Genomic DNA, 17,912 nt, shown 5'->3' on the forward strand with positions numbered 1-17,912 from the left:
CCCTCAGGGCCCTGCCTGGAGCCCCTGACCGAGGCTCTGCGCGGAGCACTCGTCCAAGGCCTCGCCCGGAGCCCCGTCCAAGACCCACCAGAGCCTCTGCCCACGGCCCCGGCGCTGTGCGCGGATCGCCTGTCCAAGGCCTCGCCCGCAGTGCCTGCCTCAGGCTCGGTCCAGAGCCCTCGCTCAGGGTCCTGCCCGGAGTGCCCGACCGACGCCCTGCGCGGATCGCTTGTCCAGGGCCTCGCCCGGAGCCCGTCCAAGGCCCTGCCCGGAGCCTCTGCCCAAGACCCACACGCAACCTCTGCCCACGGCCCCACCCGGGCTCACCCTTGCCCTCCCCGGGCTCACCGCCCACCTCGGGCACACCCCTGCCGCCCCGGCCCCCCGGTGTCACCCCCTCCGCACCGCGCCCGCCAGGATCCAGCCCTCCACGGCCTCGTACTGCTTGCGCTGTTCCTCGGATCGGCGGCGGCCCGAGGCGATCGTTCCGAGCCATCCGAAGAGGAAGCCCGCCGGGATGGACACCAGGCCGGTCGTGGTGAACGGCAGCCAGTTGAAGTCGGCCTCGGGGAAGGCGGACACGGGTGACCCGGAGACGAGGTTCGTGCCCGGCATCAGCGCCAGCACCGTGAGCGTGCCGCCGAGCAGCGTGCAGAGCAGGCCCGTGCGGGTGTAGCGCCGCCAGAACAGGGTGTAGACGAGCGCAGGGGCCAGCGCGGACGCGCCGACGCAGAAGGACAGGATGACCAGCGGCTGAAGGCTGCGGTGCTGGATGAGCGTCGCGAGGAAGATCGTGGGGACGCCTACCGCCAGCGCGGACACCCGGGCCAGCAGGATCTCGCGCTGCGGCGGCATCGAGCGGGCCCGTGCCGCGAACACGTCGTGGGCGAGGGAGTTGGCGCAGGCGAGGATCATGCCGGCGACGGAGGCGAGCAGGGTGAGGAAGAGCGCGGTGGTGACCGTCGTGAACAGAAACGTCTCACCGGTCGACACATCAGGTCCGAACACCGCCCGGGAGCCCAGCAGATACGCCGTGTTGCCCTGCGGATCCGCCTCCGCGATCACCGTCCGCCCGATCATCGCCGTCGCGCCGACCCCGACGACCGTGATGACCAGGACGAACACGGCGACCGCCGAGACCGCCCAGGACATCGAACGCCGTACCTGGCGGGCGCTGGACGCGGTGTACATGCGCATCGTGACGTGCGGCAGACACGCCCCGCCGATGACGACCGCGAGCTGAGAGGTGATCATGTCGACGCGCGGATACGGCCCGCCCGCGAACTCCAGCCCGGACTGCAGGAAGGAGTTCCCCACCCCGCTCTGCCGGGCCGCCGTGTCGAAGAGGGCTGCGGGGTTCCAGTCGAAGCGGTTCATGACCAGTACGGCGACCACTGCGCCCGATCCCAGGAGCATGACGATCTTCAGGATCTGGATGAGGGCGGTGCCCTTCATGCCGCCGATGGCCGCGTAGCTGATCATCAGGATGCCCAGGCCGATGATGAACCCGGTCTTCAGGGAGTCGCCGGTGAACCCCAGGATGAACGCCAGCAGTTGGCCGGCGCCGGCGAGCTGCACCAGCATCAGCGGCAGCAGCGCGGCGAGGGTGACCAGGCACGCGGCGACGCGTACCGCACGTCCCGGCATCCGGCGCGCGAGCGCGTCCCCCATGGTGAACCGGCCCGCGTTGCGCAGGGGTTCGGCCAGCAGGAACATCAGCAGCATCAACGACAGGGCCGTGCTGAGCGCGAGGACGATGCCGTCGTAGCCGCACAGGGCGATCACCCCGCCCGTGCCGAGCACGGTCGCGGCGGAGATGTAGTCGCCCGCGATGGCGAGGCCGTTGCGCATGGCGGACAAGGAGCTGTAGCCGGTGTAGAACTCGTCGAGGTCGTCGCCGTCCGGGCCGGTCATCACGCACAGCAGGAGGGTGATGGTGGCGACGGCGGAGAACGCCACCAGGCTCATCGCCTGCGCGGAGTCGCTGAAGCCGGTCATCGCGCGGCCGCCTCTCGCCTGGCGTCCACCTCGGACTGCTTGCGGATGCGGTCCGCGAGCGGGTCGACGTAGCGGCGCGCGGTGTGCTCGTACACGGCGATCGCCAGCCAGGTGACGGGCAGTTGGAGCAGGGCGAGGACCAGTCCGGTGGGCAGTCCCTCGGTGAGGCTGCTCGCCATGAAGGACGGCGCGTACGCGGACAGGACGAGGAAGAACGTGAAGTAGCCGAGCGCGGTGAGCGTGGCGGTGCGCCGCTGCCAGCGGTAGGCGCTGCGCAGGATCCGCAGGTCGCTGTGGTGGCCGAGCGGGGAGCGGTGGCGCGCGGGGTGCGGGGGCGCGGGCGGTGGGGCGGGGGGCTGCCAGGGGTAGGTGGGGTACGGCTGTGACGGGTCGTAAGACATCCCGTGCTCCTTGCGTGGCTCGGGCCCGGCGCGGCGGACCGCAGGGAGTTCTGGGGGGTGGAGGGGGGAGCGGAGCCCCGCACGTTACTCGCCGGTTCGGAATTGCACAGCCCTTTCGACAAACTGATTGGTCGGTATGCGCTTACTTCGCTGACCTGCGGTGTTACCCCGGTTAACTCAGACTTTTGGACGCGCCGGAGTGTGCTCGGACCCTCACTCGGGGTGCCCGGGGGCGCCGGCCGGGCGGCCCGGTCACTGCTCCTTGAGCACCGGGAAGCGCCGGGGCGCCAGCACCAGCAGCACCGCGAACGCCAGGGCCGCCGCGCAGCCCGCGCCCACGTACACCGCGTGCACCGCGTCCGCGATGGCCGCGCGGGTCGCCTCCGGGGCCGTGCCGGCGTCCAGGGCGCGCGTGACGGAGTCCAGATCGCCCGCGCCGCCCAGCCGGCTCGCCAGTACTCCGTTCGCGACCGCGCCGAAGACCGCCGCGCCCACCGTCTGGCCGGTCTGGCGGCAGAACAGGACGGAGGCCGTCGTCGTGCCGCGTTCCGCCCAGCCCACCGTCGACTGGACTCCGACGATCAGGGGGAGCTGGAACAGGCCCAGCGCGCCGCCCAGGAGCAGCATCAGCAGGGTCGGCTGCCAGGCCGCGCCCGGGTAGGGGAGGAAGGGGAAGGCGAACAGGACCAGGGTGGCCGTACCGATGCCCAGCATCGCGGTGTTGCGGAAGCCGATGCGCCGGTACACGTGCTGGCTCAGCGCCGCCGACACCGGCCAGGTGAGCGTCCATACGGACAGCACGAATCCGGCGGTGACCGGGGCGAGGCCGAGCACCGACTGGGCGTACGTCGGCAGGAAGACCGTGGGGGCGACCATGAGGAGTCCCAGGGCGCCGAGGGCCAGGTTCACCGCGGCGATCGTGCGGCGGCGCCAGACCCAGCCGGGGATGATCGGCTCGGCCGCCCGGCGTTCGATCAGGACCACGGCGGCCACCAGGGCGAGTCCCGCGCCGAACAGGCCCAGTGACGGCCACGACAGCCACGGCCACGCCACCCCGCCCTGCACGAGCGCGGTCAGCAGCACGCCCCCGCACGCGAACACCGCGAGCGCGCCCGCCCAGTCGACACGCGTACGCGTGGCCGTCGTGTCGCGGGCCGAGCGCTGCGGCTCGTGCAGATGACGGACGATCAGCCACAGCGCCACCGCGCCGATCGGCAGATTGACCAGGAAGATCCACCGCCAGTCCGCGTACGCCGCGAGCACCCCGCCGATGCCCGGACCCGCGACCGCCGCCACCGCCCACACGGTGGACAGTTTGGCCTGGATCTTCGGGCGTTCCTCCAGCGGGTACAGGTCGGCGGCGAGCGTCTGGACCGTGCCCTGCAGGGCGCCGCCGCCGAGCCCCTGGACGATCCGGAACGCGATCAGCGCCCCCATGTTCCACGCCACCGCGCACAGCAGCGAGCCGAGCAGGAACACCGCCGCGCCCGCGATCAGCACCGGCTTGCGCCCGAAGGTGTCGGACAGCTTGCCGTACACCGGCAAGGTCACGGTCACGGCCAGCAGATAGCCGGAGAACAGCCAGGAGAAGACGGAGAAGCCGCCCAGGTCGCCGACGATCTGCGGGACCGCCGTGGAGACGATGGTGGAGTCCAGGGCCGCGAGCGCCATCGCGAGCATCAGGGCCGCCACGACCGCCCCGCGCCGGTTCGCCGACACGTGCTGCGCGGACTCCCGAACCGACGGCCTGGTGTCGTCCACGCGGATTCCTTCCCCCTGCATCTATCTGCCGGCGACCACTCTCCCACTCGCCCCTCATGGGGCGGCAGGGTGCGGTCCCGGTGGTTCGCCGGTGGGCAGGAGGGTGGAGCCGACCCCTAGATCGCCTCCACCCGGCGGTGGACTGCCCCTAGGGGTACCTCCGCACTACGGCTGGGGGAGGGTTCGTACCGCCGGAGGAGGAGAAGGGCCAGGGGCCCTCCTTAACCTGGCTTTACGCCGCTGGGGAGCGGTGGGGGAGGGGCGGCCGGATCGACGGGGGTGGGGTTTTCCCCCGTAGAAGAGGGTGCTGAGCACCAGCGCGCCGGACCGTCCCGCGGCACCAGACTGAACGCCGTACCCAGCACACGCACCAGGCACTTACCGAACGCCGGGCGGTCCCGGCGGCTCACTGACTGACCGATATAGGAGACATACCGTGACATCGGCTGTGACCATCACCAGGCACGGGGGCACTGGAGGGCGTACGGCCGTTGCCGCGCGAGCGCGGCAGGTCGTCAAGGCGTACGGGTCCGGGGAGACCCGGGTCGTCGCCCTCGACCATGTGGACGTGGACATCGCTCGCGGACAGTTCACCGCGATCATGGGCCCCTCGGGGTCCGGCAAGTCCACCCTCATGCACTGCCTCGCCGGACTGGACACCGTGACCAGCGGTCAGATCTACCTCGACGACACCGAGATCACCGGCCTGAAGGACAAGAAGCTCACGCAGCTGCGGCGCGACCGGGTCGGGTTCATCTTCCAGGCGTTCAACCTGCTTCCGACGCTCAACGCGCTCGAGAACATCACGCTGCCGATGGACATCGCCGGACGTAAGCCCGACAAGCAGTGGCTCGCGCGGGTGGTGGACACCGTGGGACTTTCCGACCGGCTCCGGCACCGGCCCACCCAGCTCTCCGGCGGACAGCAGCAGCGGGTCGCCGTGGCCCGCGCCCTGGCCGCCCGGCCCGAGATCATCTTCGGTGACGAGCCGACCGGAAACCTCGACTCGCGCGCGGGTGCCGAGGTGCTGGGCTTCCTGCGCCGTTCCGTCGACGAGCTCGGGCAGACCATCGTCATGGTCACGCACGACCCGGTGGCCGCCTCGTACGCGGACCGCGTGCTGTACCTCGCCGACGGCCGGATCGTCGACGAGATGTACAAGCCGACCGCGGAGGCCGTCCTGGACCGCATGAAGGACTTCGACGCCCGGGGGCGCACGTCATGACCGTCATGAAGACCTCGATGCGCAACTTCTTCGCGCACAAGGGACGCATGGCCCTGTCGGCCGTCGCCGTCCTGCTGTCGGTCGCCTTCGTCTGCGGGACGCTGGTGTTCACGGACACGATGTCCACCACCTTCGACAAGCTGTTCGCGGCGACCTCCTCGGACGTGACGGTGAGCGCCAAGGGCGCCTCCGACAGCGGCGAGACGACCTCCGACAACGGCAGGCCGCCGGTCATGCCGGCCGCCGTGGTCGGCGAGGTGCGCAAGGCGCAGGGCGTGAAGACGGCGGAGGGGACCGTCTTCTCGACCTCGGTGACCGTCGTGGACGCCGACAAGGACAGCCTCTCGCCGTCCGGCGGCGGCCCGACCATCGTCGGCAGCTGGAACGGCAACGACGCCCGCACCATGAAGGTGACCTCCGGTGCGGCGCCGAAGAACTCCGGCCAGGTCATGGTCGACAAGGACACCGCCGACAAGCACCACCTCAAGCTCGGTGACGAGATCGGCGTGATCAGCGCGGTCGGCACGCACACCGCGAGGATCTCCGGGATCGCGGCCTTCCAGGTCACCAACCCCGGTGCCGCGATCTTCTACCTGGACACCAAGACGGCCCAGCAGACGCTGGTCGGCAGGACGGGCGTGTTCACGAACGTCAACGTCACCGCCGCCTCCGGGGTCACCGACGCGCAGCTGAAGAAGAACGTCGCGGCCGAGGTCGGCGGCGGCTACAAGGTGCAGACGGCCAAGGAGACCGCCGACGCCAACCAGAAGGACGTCGAGGGCTTCATGAACGTCATGAAGTACGCGATGCTCGGCTTCGCCGGGATCGCCTTCCTCGTCGGCATCTTCCTGATCATCAACACCTTCTCGATGCTGGTCGCGCAGCGGACGAGGGAGATCGGCCTGATGCGGGCCGTCGGCTCCTCGCGCGGACAGGTCAACCGGTCCGTGCTGGTCGAGGCGCTGCTCCTGGGCGTGTTCGGGTCGGTGCTGGGGGTCGGCGCGGGCGTCGGGCTCGCGGTCGGGCTGATGAAACTCATGGGCTCCCTGGGCATCCACCTGTCGACCAGCGACCTGACCATCGCCTGGACGACCCCCGTGGTCGGCCTGCTCCTCGGCGTGGTCGTCACCGTGCTCGCCGCCTGGCTGCCGGCCCGCCGCGCAGGCAAGGTCTCCCCGATGGCCGCCCTGCGCGACGCGGGCGCCCCGGCCGACGCCAGGGCGGGCCGCGTACGGGCCCTGCTGGGCACGGTGCTGACCGCCGGAGGCGGTTACGCGCTCTACCTTGCCTCCGCGGCCGACAAGGCCAAGGAGGGCTCGCTGTGGCTCGGCATCGGCGTGGTGCTCTCCCTGATCGGCTTCGTCGTCATCGGACCGCTGCTCGCCGGCGGGGTGGTGCGTGTCCTGGGCGCGCTCGTCCTCAGGATGTTCGGTCCGATCGGCCGCCTGGCCGAGCGCAACGCCCTGCGCAACCCGCGCCGTACCGGTGCCACGGGCGCCGCCCTGATGATCGGCCTCGCACTGGTGGCCTGTCTGGCGGTCGTCGGCTCGTCCATGGTCGCCTCGGCGACGGACGAGCTCGACAAGACGGTCGGCACGGACTTCATCATCCAGTCCGACAGCGGGCAGCTGGTCACCCCGGCCGCGGTGAAGGCCGTGAAGGACACGCCGGGCCTGGCGCACGTCACCGAGTACAAGACCGCGCAGGCCGACTACACGACCCCCGACGGCAAGACGCTCAAGGACACCGACATCACGGCGGCCGACCCGACGTACGCGACCGACCTGCGGACCAAGACGGTGGCGGGCGAACTCGCCGACGCCTACAAGCCCGACTCGATGTCCGTGCACGAGAAGTTCGCCAAGGCGCACGGCGTCCACCTGGGCTCGAAGATCAAGGTCGCCTTCAAGGACGGCGCGACCGCCGAGCTGACGGTCCGGGCGATCACCAGCAGTGACGTCGTCATCGACGCCGGCTCCAAGTACATCTCGATCGCCACGCTCGCGAAGTACGTGCCGGCCGACAAGATGCCCCTCGACCAGCTGGTCTTCGCCAACGCCAAGGACGGTCAGCAGGACGCCGCGTACACGTCCCTGAAGTCGGCGCTGCACGACTACCCGCAGTACACCGTGCGCGACCAGACCGACTACAAGGAAGCCTTCAAGGACCAGATCGGCCAGCTCCTGAACATGATCTACGGCCTGCTGGCCCTCGCGATCATCGTCGCGATCCTGGGTGTCGTGAACACCCTGGCGCTCTCGGTGGTCGAGCGGACCCGGGAGATCGGCCTCATGAGGGCCATCGGCCTCTCGCGGCGCCAGCTGCGGCGGATGATCCGCATGGAGTCGGTGGTGATCGCCCTCTTCGGCGCACTGCTGGGGCTGGGCCTGGGCATGGGCTGGGGCGCGACCGCCCAGAAGCTCCTCGCCCTGCAGGGCCTGAAGGTCCTGGAGATCCCCTGGCCGACGATCATCGCGGTCTTCATCGGCTCGGCCTTCGTGGGCCTGTTCGCCGCCCTGATCCCGGCGTTCCGGGCGGGCCGGATGAACGTCCTGAACGCGATCGCCACCGAATAGCCGCCCCTGGGGACGGGGGAACGCGGGGGAACGCCCGGCGCCGAGAAGTCACGGGGGACTTCTCGGCGCCGGGTTCTCGGCTGTCCACAGGTTCTCCGCTGTCCACGGGTTCGCGGCTGTCCACCGGGGTGTCCACGGGTTCTTCGCCGTCCACAGGGCACCCGCGGGTGAGGCGGGGTTGTCCACAGGCTCCGGCGGCCGGGCCGACGCCGTCGTAGGCTGGAGACCCCCCGGCCCTTCGTTGTGTCGGGCCCTTCGCGTTGCCCACCCCCCAGAAATCCCCCGGACGAAAGCCGCCCAGAATGAGCCTGCACGGTCTGCTCGACGCCGTCGTCAAGGACCCCGCCCTCGCGGAAGCGATCACGGCGGCCCAGGACGGCAACCGCATGCACGTCGACCTGGTCGGCCCCCCGGCGGCCCGCCCCTTCGCGATCGCCGCCCTCGCGCGTGAGGCCGGCCGTCCCGTGCTCGCCGTGACGGCGACGGGCCGTGAGGCGGAGGACCTGGCCGCCGCCCTGCGCTCCCTGCTCCCCTCGGAGGGGGTCGTGGAGTACCCCTCCTGGGAGACCCTCCCGCACGAGCGACTCAGCCCCCGCTCCGACACCGTCGGCCGCCGCCTCGCCGTCCTGCGCCGCCTGTCCCACCCGCGCCCCGACGACCCCGAGACCGGCCCGGTCTCCGTCGTCGTCGCGCCCGTGCGTTCCGTGCTCCAGCCGCAGGTCAAGGGCCTCGGCGACCTGGAACCGGTGGCGCTGCGCACGGGCCGGACCGCGGACCTGAACACGATCGTGGAGGCCCTCGCAGCGGCCGCGTACGCGCGCGTGGAGCTCGTCGAGAAGCGCGGCGAGTTCGCCGTCCGCGGCGGCATCCTCGACGTCTTCCCGCCCACCGAGGAACACCCCCTGCGCGTCGAGTTCTGGGGCGACGACATCGAGGAGATCCGTTACTTCAAGGTCGCCGACCAGCGCTCCCTGGAGGTCGCCGAGCACGGCCTGTGGGCCCCGCCCTGCCGCGAACTGCTCCTGACCGACGACGTACGGGCGCGGGCGCGTGCCCTCGCCGAACAGCACCCGGAGCTCGGCGACCTGCTCGGCAGGATCGCCGAGGGGATCGCCGTGGAGGGCATGGAGTCCCTGGCCCCGGTCCTCGTCGACGACATGGAACTGCTGATCGACGTGCTGCCCAAGGGCGCCATGGCCGTCGTGTGCGATCCGGAGCGGGTCCGCACGCGCGCCTCCGACCTCGTGGCCACCTCGCAGGAGTTCCTCCAGGCCTCCTGGGCGGCCACCGCGGGCGGCGGGGAAGCGCCCATCGACGTCGACGCGGCCTCTCTGTGGTCCATCGCCGACGTCCGCGACCGGGCGCGCGAGCTGGACATGATGTGGTGGTCCGTGTCGCCGTTCGCGGCGGACCTCGAACTGGAGGCCGACACCCTCAAGCTCGGCATGCACGCGCCCGAGACCTACCGCGGCGACACCGCCAAGGCGCTCGCCGACACCAAGGGCTGGCTCGCCGACGGCTGGCGCGCGGTCTTCGTGACCGAGGCGCACGGCCCCGCCGCCCGTACCGTCGAGGTGCTCGGCGGCGAGGGCATCGCAGCCCGCCTCGACGCCGAGCTCGCGTCCCTGAGCCCGTCCGTCGTGCACGTGGCGTGCGGCTCGATCGAGTACGGCTTCGTGGACCCGGCGCTCAGACTCGCGGTCCTGACCGAGACCGACCTGACCGGGCAGAAGGCGGCCGGCAAGGACGGCGCCCGGATGCCCGCCCGGCGCCGCAAGACGATCGACCCGCTCACCCTGGAGGCGGGCGACTACATCGTCCACGAACAGCACGGCGTGGGCCGCTACATCGAGATGGTCCAGCGCACCGTGCAGGGCGCCACCCGCGAGTACCTCGTCGTCGAGTACGCCCCCGCCAAGCGCGGCCAGCCCGGCGACCGGCTCTACATCCCCACCGACCAGCTGGAGCAGATCACCAAGTACGTCGGCGGCGAGGCGCCCACCCTGCACCGGCTCGGCGGCGCCGACTGGACCAAGACCAAGGCGCGCGCGAAGAAGGCCGTCAAGGAGATCGCCGCCGACCTGATCAAGCTGTACAGCGCGCGGATGGCGGCCCCCGGGCACACCTTCGGCCCGGACACCCCCTGGCAGCGGGAGCTGGAGGACGCCTTCCCGTACGCGGAGACGCCCGACCAGCTCACCACCATCGCCGAGGTCAAGGAGGACATGGAGAAGTCGGTCCCCATGGACCGCCTGGTCTGCGGCGACGTCGGTTACGGCAAGACGGAGATCGCGGTCAGGGCCGCCTTCAAGGCCGTCCAGGACGGCAAGCAGGTCGCCGTCCTCGTCCCGACGACCCTGCTGGTGCAGCAGCACTTCGGGACGTTCAGCGAGCGGTACTCGCAGTTCCCGGTCGTCGTGAAGGCGCTCAGCCGCTTCCAGACCGACACCGAGGCGAAGGCCGTCCTGGAGGGCCTGCGCGAGGGCTCGGTGGACGTCGTCATCGGCACCCACCGGCTGTTCTCCTCGGAGACCAAGTTCAAGGACCTCGGCCTGGTCATCGTCGACGAGGAGCAGCGCTTCGGCGTCGAGCACAAGGAACAGCTGAAGAAGCTCCGCGCCAACGTGGACGTGCTGACCATGTCCGCCACCCCGATCCCGCGCACCCTGGAGATGGCGGTCACCGGCATCCGCGAGATGTCGACGATCACCACGCCCCCGGAGGAGCGCCACCCGGTGCTCACCTTCGTCGGGCCGTACGAGGAGAAGCAGATCGGCGCGGCCATCCGCCGTGAACTGCTGCGCGAGGGCCAGGTCTTCTACATCCACAACCGGGTCGAGTCCATCGACCGGGCGGCCGCGCGGCTGCGCGAGATCGTCCCCGAGGCGCGCATCGCCACCGCCCACGGCCAGATGTCGGAGCAGGCTCTCGAACAGGTCGTCGTCGACTTCTGGGAGAAGAAGTTCGACGTGCTCGTGTCGACCACGATCGTCGAGTCGGGCATCGACATCTCCAACGCGAACACGCTGATCGTGGAGCGCGGCGACAACTTCGGCCTGTCCCAGCTGCACCAGCTGCGCGGCCGGGTGGGCCGTGGCCGCGAGCGGGGCTACGCGTACTTCCTGTACCCCCCGGAGAAGCCGCTGACGGAGACGGCGCACGAACGCCTGGCGACGATCGCCCAGCACACCGAGATGGGCGCGGGCATGTACGTCGCGATGAAGGACCTGGAGATCCGCGGCGCGGGAAACCTCCTCGGCGGCGAGCAGTCCGGGCACATCGCGGGCGTCGGCTTCGACCTGTACGTCCGCATGGTCGGCGAGGCCGTCGCGGACTACCGGGCCTCCCTGGAGGGCGGGGTCGAGGAGGAGCCGCCGCTGGAGGTCAAGATCGAGCTCCCGGTCGACGCGCACGTCCCGCACGACTACGCGCCGGGCGAGCGGCTGCGCCTGCAGGCGTACCGGGCGATCGCCTCGGTGAACACCGAGGAGGACGTGAAGGCCGTACGCGAGGAACTCGTCGACCGCTACGGCAAGTTGCCCGAGCCGGTGGAGAACCTGCTGCTGGTGGCGGGCCTTCGGATGCTCGCTCGCGCGTGCGGTGTCGGCGAGATCGTCCTCCAGGGCACCAACATCCGCTTCGCACCGGTGGAGTTGCGGGAGTCGCAGGAGCTGCGGCTCAAGCGCCTGTACCCGGGCACCGTCATCAAGCCGGCCGCGCACCAGGTGCTGGTGCCGCGCCCGAAGACGGCGAAGGTGGGCGGGAAGCCGCTGGTCGGGCGGGAGTTGCTGGGTTGGGTGGGAGAGTTCCTCACGTCGATCCTGGGGTCGTGACGCGTTTGCTGCCCGGACGACTCCCCCTCGCGGAACAACTCGACGCGTTCCGTGCCACGCTCGGCCGGAACGAGATCCTGACCGAGGTGATGGCCAGGACCGCGACGCTGGACCTGCCGGGCTGGTACGTGACGGCGGGCTGCCTGTTCCAGACCGTGTGGAACGTGGTCACCGGCAGACCCGCGACCCAGGGCATCAAGGACTACGACGTCTTCTACTTCGACGACACCGATCTCTCCTGGGAGGCCGAGGACGCCGTCATCAAGGCGGGCCAGGAGCTGTTCGGCGATCTGCGGGCCGAGGTGGAGATCCGCAACGAGGCCAGGGTGCACCTCTGGTACGAGCGGAAGTTCGGGGTGCCCTGCCCGCCGCACGACTCCACCGAGTCCGCCATCGACCGCTTCGCCGCGACCACGTGCTGCCTGGGCGTACGGCCGGAGCCTGGCGGACAGTGGCGGGTCTACGCGCCCCACGGGCTGTCCGACGTGTTCAACCTCGTCGTCCGCCCCAACCCGGTGCTCGCTCCGCGGGCGGTCTACGAGGCCAAGGCCGCGCGCTGGAAGGAGGAATGGCCGCAGCTCACGGTGCTGCCGTGGCCGGCCGACCCGTCGGCGTGACCCCCGCCGAGCCTGTATGAACCCGGGAAGCGCGAAGCCGCCCGCGCGAGGGAGCTGCGCGGGCGGCGCCGGCGTGAGGTGGGGGAGCCGTTACGGCTGTTCGGGCCTGTCGCGATCCATGCCGAGCGACCCTTCGATCTTCTGCTGCGCGTCGTCGACCTGGCTCTCGTACTTGTTGCCCGTCCTGTCGTTGGCCTTCCGTTCCGCCATGTCGGACATGTCCTTGGCCTTGTCCTGCATCTGGCGGTTGCTCTTGAACCTGTCGAAGATGCCCATCCAGAGCTCCTTCCAGAAACGACTCAGCAACGACGATACGGCCGATATGCCGGCAATGCCCACTTGGGCCGGTTGTGGTCTGGACCTCTTGAATGACGCAGTGCGCCCGCTCGCTACGGTGTGCGAGACCTCGTACGAGGGAAGGCGCTCCCTGCGGGGACGGACCGGGTTCTAGGGGAGGGGCGCACGTGATGCGTCTGAGGGGCGGGGCCGCGGCCGCCGTCGTGCTGGTGTTCGCCGTGGCCGGGTGCAAGGCGGACACGACCACGGGGTCCGGCGGGCCCGAGGAGACCGGGGGCGCGGTCGGTTCGGGCGCGGCGCTCACCGCCGCCGAGTCGCTCACCGTGAAGGGGCGGGCGCCCAAGACGGGGTACGAGCGGGAGAGGTTCGGCACCGCGTGGGCGGACACCGACTCCAACGACTGCGACACCCGCGACGACATACTCAAACGTGACCTGGAGGACGTGAAGTTCAGCGGCGGCCACTGCAAGGTGTCCTACGGCGTGCTCGAGTCGGACCCGTACTCGGGCAAGGACGTCACCTACCGGCGCGGGCGCAGTCAGGTCGACATCGACCACGTGGTCGCGCTCTCCGACGCCTGGCAGAAGGGTGCCAAGTACTGGGACGCCGGCAAGCGGATAGCCCTGGCCAACGACCCCCTCAACCTCCTCGCCGTCGACGCGAGCACCAACCGTTCCAAGGGGGACGGTGACACGGCGACCTGGCTGCCGCCGAACAAGGCGTACCGGTGCACCTATGTGGCCGCCCAGGTCGCGGTGAAGAAGAAGTACGCCCTGTGGGTCACGGCCGCCGAGAAGTCCGCGATGAAGAAGGTCCTGTCCGGCTGTCCCGGCCAGAAGCTCCCGGTGGGCGGCAATCCGACGGCGGCACCGCCGCGGTTCCACGCGGACTGAGGGTCCGCGCGGTCTCGTGACGGGCGGGAAATGCGCTTTTCCACGGGCGGGCCCGCGCCTACGGTGATCGCATGGAGCTGAAGGTGTCGAGTCTCGCCGAGCGTCCCGAGATGCGTGAGCGCGTGCTGGGCATGGCCGACAGCTGGCCCGCGTTCGTGACCGAGGACCCGGTGGGCAACGCCCACTACGGACGGATCTCCGGTGAACTCCCGGAGTACGTCCTGTTCGCCGAGGACGAGCGGGGCGAGGTCGTCGCGCACGCGCACAGCGTCCCCTTCGCCCTCCACGCCGAGGACCGCGGTGAACTGCCCGCCCGGGGCTGGGACGAGGTGCTGGGGTGGGCCTTCGGCGACCTGCGGCGCGGCGTACGGCCCGACACGGTCAGCGCGATCTCGGTCGTCGTCGATCCGCGTCTGCAGGGCCACGGCCTGTCCGCCCGGATGCTCTCGGCGATGCGGGAGAACGCCCGTGCCCACGGCTTCCGCGAGGTCGTCGCCCCCGTCCGCCCCAGCGCCAAGCACCTGGAACCGCACACCCCCATCGAGGAGTACGCCTTTCGCGTACGCCCCGACGGTCTGCCGCACGATCCCTGGCTGCGCGTCCATGCACGGGCCGGTGCCGAGGTGCACGCCGTGGCGCCCGCCTCCATGACGGTGTCGGGCTCGCTGGAGCAGTGGCGCCGCTGGACCGGACTGCCCTTCGACACCCGGGGCGATGTCGAGGTGCCGGGGGCGCTGGTGCCGGTGCGGTGCGAGCCGGAGCGCGGGTACGCGGTGTACGTCGAGCCCAACGTGTGGATGCGGCACGCCCTTTGAGCGTGCCGCGTCCGTCCCGGTGGTTCAGCCGCCCAGGGCGTCGAGGTCCACGATCTCGCCGGACGGCTTCCCCGTCGGCACCGGCTCGTCGAAGTCGCTGAAGGCGACGGAGCCCTGGTCCGCTCCGGCCGTGCTGTCGATCCGCAGCAGATACGGCTTGCCCTCGGTGGCGACGTACAGCGTGTAGCGCTCCTTGCCGTCCTTCTCGTGCAAGGTGATCGCCGGCACCCCGTCGACGGTGGCCGCCTTGCCGCGGCTCGCGTCGGAGTCGGCGCCGTCGGCGCCGTCGAGCACCGTGCCCAGGTCGCAGAAGTCCTCGAACTCCTTGGCGTCCTCGCCCGTCGCCTTCGACTTGGTCCACTTTCCGGCCAGCATGGCGACGGCCGCGTCGGTGTCCGCCTTCGACTCTCCCTCGCTCTGCTCGCGCAGGAACGCCTCGTCGAACTTCATGTAGACGACGTCACCGGTCTTGATCAGGTCGGCCTTGCCCTTGCCGCCCATGCCGATGGTGCCGGCGCACTCGCCCTTCTTGTTCAGCAGGACGTCGAGGCTGATGGTCGCGCCGCTCTCGTCGTCGGGGATGTCGCCCTTCATCCGCAGCGAGGAGGCGCCGGTCGTGGCCTTGGTGGCCTGCCCGGCTATCTCTCCGCCGGTCAGCCCGGCGAAGGCTTCCTTCTTCGCGGCCGGCGTGCCCGACTCGGCGGATGCGCCGGCCGCGGTCGTGCTGCTGTCGGCCTTGTCCTGGCCCGGCTGGCAGCCGGTGAGTCCTGCGGTGGCCGCGGCGGCGATGCAGAGGGCGGCGAGTGCGGTACGGCGCATGGTGAGTCCTTGGTGGGGATGCGGTGAGGTGATGAGGTGCGGGGTGCGGCGCGGGGTGGGGACTGGCCGGCTCAGCCGGCTGAAGAGCCCTTGCCGGTGCCGTCGGAGGTGCCGGTGCTGCCGGTGTTGTCGGAGGTGCCGTCGCCGTCGCCGTCGCCGCCGTCGGCCCGGGCGTTCGCCGGTGCGACTGCGATGACGGCGACTCCCGCGACGGGGCCCAGCGCGACCTTGCCCTTCACGCCCATGGCGGTGTCCCCCTCCGACACGGCGACCACCGCCAGTCGGCGGTCTCCCGTTCGCTGGGTCAATAAGACCAGAGCCTGTGAACCGAGTCAACACAGTTCACAAGACCTCTCGTGTACACGGCCGTGAAGGGGTAGATCTTGCATGCGTCGGTATGCTCGGCGTCACATGGGGCGCAGGGCTGGCGCGGTACGACGAGGGGAGCCGGACGGGTGCAGGACAACGCGACTGAGGTGACCGCCGCCGGTATCGCGCGGATGGCCGGCGTCGGCCGCGCGGCCGTCAGCAACTGGCGCCGCCGGCACGCCGACTTCCCCAGGCCCGTCGGCGGCACCGAGACCAGCCCGTCCTTCGCACTCGCCGAAGTCGAGTCCTGGCTGCGCAAGCAGGGCAAACTCGCCGAGGTCCCCCTGCGGGAACGCGTCTGGCAGCAGCTCTCCGGCCATCCCGACGGCCCGGTCACCGCACTCACCCACGCGGGCTGCGTCCTGCTGCTGATCCATGACCGTCCACCGGTCTGGCTGGAGCTGGGCGCCGGTTCCGACGAACGCCTCGCGGAGATGCTGCCGGGAGCGCTGCGGGAGGTGTTCACACCGCGCTTCGGACCGGAGTCGGCCCAGCCCGTCCCCCAGGCTGTGAACACCCCGGGCCCGGCGCCCGCACCCGCCGCCGACCCGCCCACTGCCGTGAACGCCGTTCACAGTTCGTCCCCGGCGAGCCCCCGCCCCGCCGTTCACACCCCCACCAGCACCGAACTCCTCCCCTCGGTCCCCCTGCTCCGCGGCGTCGCCGAGCTGGCGGCCGAGCTGGGAGCCCGCCAGACCTTCGAGTTCCTGCTCGGCCGGCACCTGGACGCCAACCCGCGCCAGTACACGCTCACCCCCGCCGACCTGGCCGGCCTCATGGCCGACCTCGCCGGCCCCGCCCGCACCGTCCTCGACCCGGCCTGCGGCACCGGCGCCCTCCTGAGGGCCGCCGCCACCCGCCCCGACCAGAAGCTCCACGCGCAGGACAGCGCCCCCGAACTCGCCGCCCTCACCACGCTCCGGCTCGCCCTGCACACCTGGTCCACCGTGCGCGGCGCCACCGGCGACACCCTGCGCGCCGACGCCCACCCGCAGCTGCGCGCCGACGCCGTCCTGTGCCACCCGCCGTTCAACGAGCGCAACTGGGGCCACGACGAACTCGCCTACGACCCCCGCTGGGAGTACGGCTTCCCGGCCCGCACCGAGTCCGAGCTCGCCTGGGTCCAGCACGCGCTCGCCCGCCTCAAGGACGGCGGCGCCGGCGTACTGCTCATGCCGCCCGCCGCGGCCTCCCGCCGCTCCGGCCGCCGTATCCGCGCCGACCTGCTGCGCCGCGGTGCCCTGCGCGCCGTGATCGCCCTGCCGGTCGGGGCGGCACCGCCGTACAACATCCCGCTGCACCTGTGGGTGCTGCGCCGCCCGGAGAAGGCGCCCGCGCAGCCGGAGGTGCTCCTCGTCGACGTGGGCCAGTTCGCCGGCGAGGGCCGCGGCGGACCGGACTGGCGGGCCGTGCGCGAGGCCGTCCTCGACGCCTGGCAGGCCTTCGGACGCCCCGGCCGCTTCACCGAACGGCCCGGCCTGGCCCGCGCGCTGCCCGTCATCGAACTCCTCGACGACGACGTGGACCTCGCCCCCGCCCGCCACCTGCCGCCCCCCGCGGCGGCCGACGGCGGCGAACAACTCACGTCCGTGCGCGAACTGCTGGGGGAGACCCTGCGCCTGACCGCCGGCCTCACCCCGCCGCGCGCCGACACCGCGCACCCCGCGCGGTGGCCGCTCACCACCATCGGCGAACTCGCGCGCGGGGGCGCCCTGATGCTGCGCACCGGGGGAAACGGCGGCCACGCACGCGTGCCCGTGCTCACCGACCACGACGTCCTCTCCGGCACCGGGCCCTCCGGGACACTTCCCGAGAGCGACGAGGAGGCCGTACTGACCGCACCGGGCGACGTCGTCGTACCGGTCCTCGGCGGCGGCTCGGTGGCCCGCGTGATCGACACGACCACCGCGGGAGCCGCCCTGGGCCGCAACCTCGTGCTGCTGCGCCCCGATCCGGCGGCGGTGGACGCCTGGTTCCTCGCCGGCTTCCTGCGCGGCACCGCCAACAACCGCCAGGCCAGCAGCTACGCCTCCACCGCGACCCGCCTGGACGTGCGCAGGCTCCAGTTGCCCCGGCTCCCGCTCGACGAACAACGGCGCTACGGCCAACGCTTCCGCACGCTCGACGAGTTCGAGCGGGCGCTCCGGCACGCGGGCCGGCTCGGAGAACAGCTCGTGCGCGGCATGTACGACGGGCTCACCGACGGAACGGTCGCGCCCGACTGATCGGCCCGGGAGCAGCCCGACTGATCAGGACGACTGATCAGGACGACAACGGTTCGGTACAACCCGTGACCTGTTGTCGGTAT

13 protein-coding genes are annotated in these 17,912 nt (G+C 71.3%); 7 read left to right on the forward strand and 6 right to left on the reverse strand.

Translation table 11 applies throughout. From position 1 onward, the window contains the following. Window positions 1–390: 390 nt before the first annotated feature. The 3 genes from AQI94_RS38015 to AQI94_RS38025 form a co-directional block, all read right to left on the reverse strand. On the reverse strand, window positions 391–1,998 hold the full coding sequence (locus AQI94_RS38015) for a sodium/solute symporter (protein ID WP_031045022.1): 1,608 nt from the start codon (window positions 1,996–1,998) through the stop codon (window positions 391–393). Continuing rightward, window positions 1,995–2,399 (reverse strand): DUF485 domain-containing protein, encoded by a 405-nt coding sequence (locus tag AQI94_RS38020; RefSeq protein WP_031045023.1) that lies wholly within the window; start codon window positions 2,397–2,399, stop codon window positions 1,995–1,997. Before AQI94_RS38020 ends, AQI94_RS38015 begins: the two co-directional genes overlap by 4 nt. 252 nt (window positions 2,400–2,651) lie before the next feature. Further along, complete coding sequence (locus AQI94_RS38025) at window positions 2,652–4,181, reverse strand: MFS transporter (protein WP_031045026.1); 1,530 nt, start codon at window positions 4,179–4,181, stop codon at window positions 2,652–2,654. 415 nt (window positions 4,182–4,596) lie between these two features. On the opposite strand from AQI94_RS38025, the gene AQI94_RS38030 reads away from it, so the two are divergent. From AQI94_RS38030 to AQI94_RS38045, 4 genes are all read left to right on the forward strand, one after another. Then, the gene (locus AQI94_RS38030) at window positions 4,597–5,385 is read left to right on the forward strand and encodes an ABC transporter ATP-binding protein (protein ID WP_031045031.1); all 789 of its coding nucleotides are present in this window, start codon (window positions 4,597–4,599) and stop codon (window positions 5,383–5,385) included. Next, window positions 5,382–7,961: an ABC transporter permease gene (locus AQI94_RS38035; RefSeq protein WP_031045034.1), complete on the forward strand. Its 2,580-nt coding sequence runs from the start codon at window positions 5,382–5,384 to the stop codon at window positions 7,959–7,961. The genes AQI94_RS38030 and AQI94_RS38035 overlap by 4 nt, the downstream gene beginning before the upstream one ends. A 302-nt stretch (window positions 7,962–8,263) precedes the next feature. Continuing rightward, on the forward strand, window positions 8,264–11,794 hold the full coding sequence (mfd, locus tag AQI94_RS38040; RefSeq protein WP_031045037.1) for a transcription-repair coupling factor: 3,531 nt from the start codon (window positions 8,264–8,266) through the stop codon (window positions 11,792–11,794). An 8-nt stretch (window positions 11,795–11,802) separates the two neighbouring features. After that, window positions 11,803–12,411, forward strand: coding sequence for a nucleotidyltransferase family protein (locus tag AQI94_RS38045; protein ID WP_031045040.1), 609 nt, complete (start codon window positions 11,803–11,805; stop codon window positions 12,409–12,411). Window positions 12,412–12,501: 90 nt separating this feature from the next. Here AQI94_RS38045 and AQI94_RS38050 read toward each other — a convergent pair whose 3' ends face one another. Continuing rightward, window positions 12,502–12,687, reverse strand: a complete 186-nt coding sequence (locus AQI94_RS38050) for an antitoxin (RefSeq protein ID WP_031045043.1) — start codon at window positions 12,685–12,687, stop codon at window positions 12,502–12,504. Between the two features lie 191 nt (window positions 12,688–12,878). On the opposite strand from AQI94_RS38050, the gene AQI94_RS38055 reads away from it, so the two are divergent. Both AQI94_RS38055 and AQI94_RS38060 read left to right on the forward strand, forming a co-directional pair. Further along, window positions 12,879–13,601 carry an HNH endonuclease family protein gene (locus AQI94_RS38055; RefSeq protein WP_391272901.1) on the forward strand — a complete coding sequence of 241 codons (723 nt, stop codon included), beginning with the start codon at window positions 12,879–12,881 and terminating at the stop codon, window positions 13,599–13,601. Between the two features lie 71 nt (window positions 13,602–13,672). Next, on the forward strand, window positions 13,673–14,416 hold the full coding sequence (locus tag AQI94_RS38060) for a GNAT family N-acetyltransferase (protein WP_031045049.1): 744 nt from the start codon (window positions 13,673–13,675) through the stop codon (window positions 14,414–14,416). A gap of 24 nt (window positions 14,417–14,440) precedes the next feature. Here AQI94_RS38060 and AQI94_RS38065 read toward each other — a convergent pair whose 3' ends face one another. Together AQI94_RS38065 and AQI94_RS38070 are read right to left on the reverse strand one after the other, a co-directional pair. After that, complete coding sequence (locus AQI94_RS38065) at window positions 14,441–15,235, reverse strand: hypothetical protein (protein WP_031045052.1); 795 nt, start codon at window positions 15,233–15,235, stop codon at window positions 14,441–14,443. 71 nt (window positions 15,236–15,306) lie between these two features. Further along, window positions 15,307–15,501 (reverse strand): hypothetical protein, encoded by a 195-nt coding sequence (locus tag AQI94_RS38070; protein WP_158806250.1) that lies wholly within the window; start codon window positions 15,499–15,501, stop codon window positions 15,307–15,309. A gap of 189 nt (window positions 15,502–15,690) precedes the next feature. Here AQI94_RS38070 and AQI94_RS38075 point away from each other — a divergent pair, with 189 nt between their 5' ends. Next, a complete protein-coding gene (locus AQI94_RS38075) occupies window positions 15,691–17,829 on the forward strand; it encodes an N-6 DNA methylase (protein ID WP_031045059.1) in 2,139 nt (712 codons plus the stop codon). Window positions 17,830–17,912: the final 83 nt, after the last annotated feature.

The sequence above is a fragment of the Streptomyces pseudovenezuelae genome, assembly GCF_001513955.1.
Classification (GTDB): Bacteria; Actinomycetota; Actinomycetes; order Streptomycetales; family Streptomycetaceae; genus Streptomyces; species Streptomyces pseudovenezuelae.

Bases quoted from the DNA above. Each gene is read 5' to 3' on its own strand.
- AQI94_RS38035 (WP_031045034.1), top strand. From the start codon at position 5,382: ATGACCGTCATGAAGACCTCGATGCGCAACTTCTTCGCGCACAAGGGA.
- AQI94_RS38020 (WP_031045023.1), bottom strand. From the start codon at position 2,399: ATGTCTTACGACCCGTCACAGCCGTACCCCACCTACCCCTGGCAGCCC.
- mfd (WP_031045037.1), top strand. From the start codon at position 8,264: ATGAGCCTGCACGGTCTGCTCGACGCCGTCGTCAAGGACCCCGCCCTC.
- AQI94_RS38065 (WP_031045052.1), bottom strand. From the start codon at position 15,235: ATGCGCCGTACCGCACTCGCCGCCCTCTGCATCGCCGCCGCGGCCACC.
- AQI94_RS38050 (WP_031045043.1), bottom strand. From the start codon at position 12,687: ATGGGCATCTTCGACAGGTTCAAGAGCAACCGCCAGATGCAGGACAAG.
- AQI94_RS38015 (WP_031045022.1), bottom strand. From the start codon at position 1,998: ATGACCGGCTTCAGCGACTCCGCGCAGGCGATGAGCCTGGTGGCGTTC.
- AQI94_RS38025 (WP_031045026.1), bottom strand. From the start codon at position 4,181: ATGCAGGGGGAAGGAATCCGCGTGGACGACACCAGGCCGTCGGTTCGG.
- AQI94_RS38055 (WP_391272901.1), top strand. From the start codon at position 12,879: ATGCGTCTGAGGGGCGGGGCCGCGGCCGCCGTCGTGCTGGTGTTCGCC.
- AQI94_RS38060 (WP_031045049.1), top strand. From the start codon at position 13,673: ATGGAGCTGAAGGTGTCGAGTCTCGCCGAGCGTCCCGAGATGCGTGAG.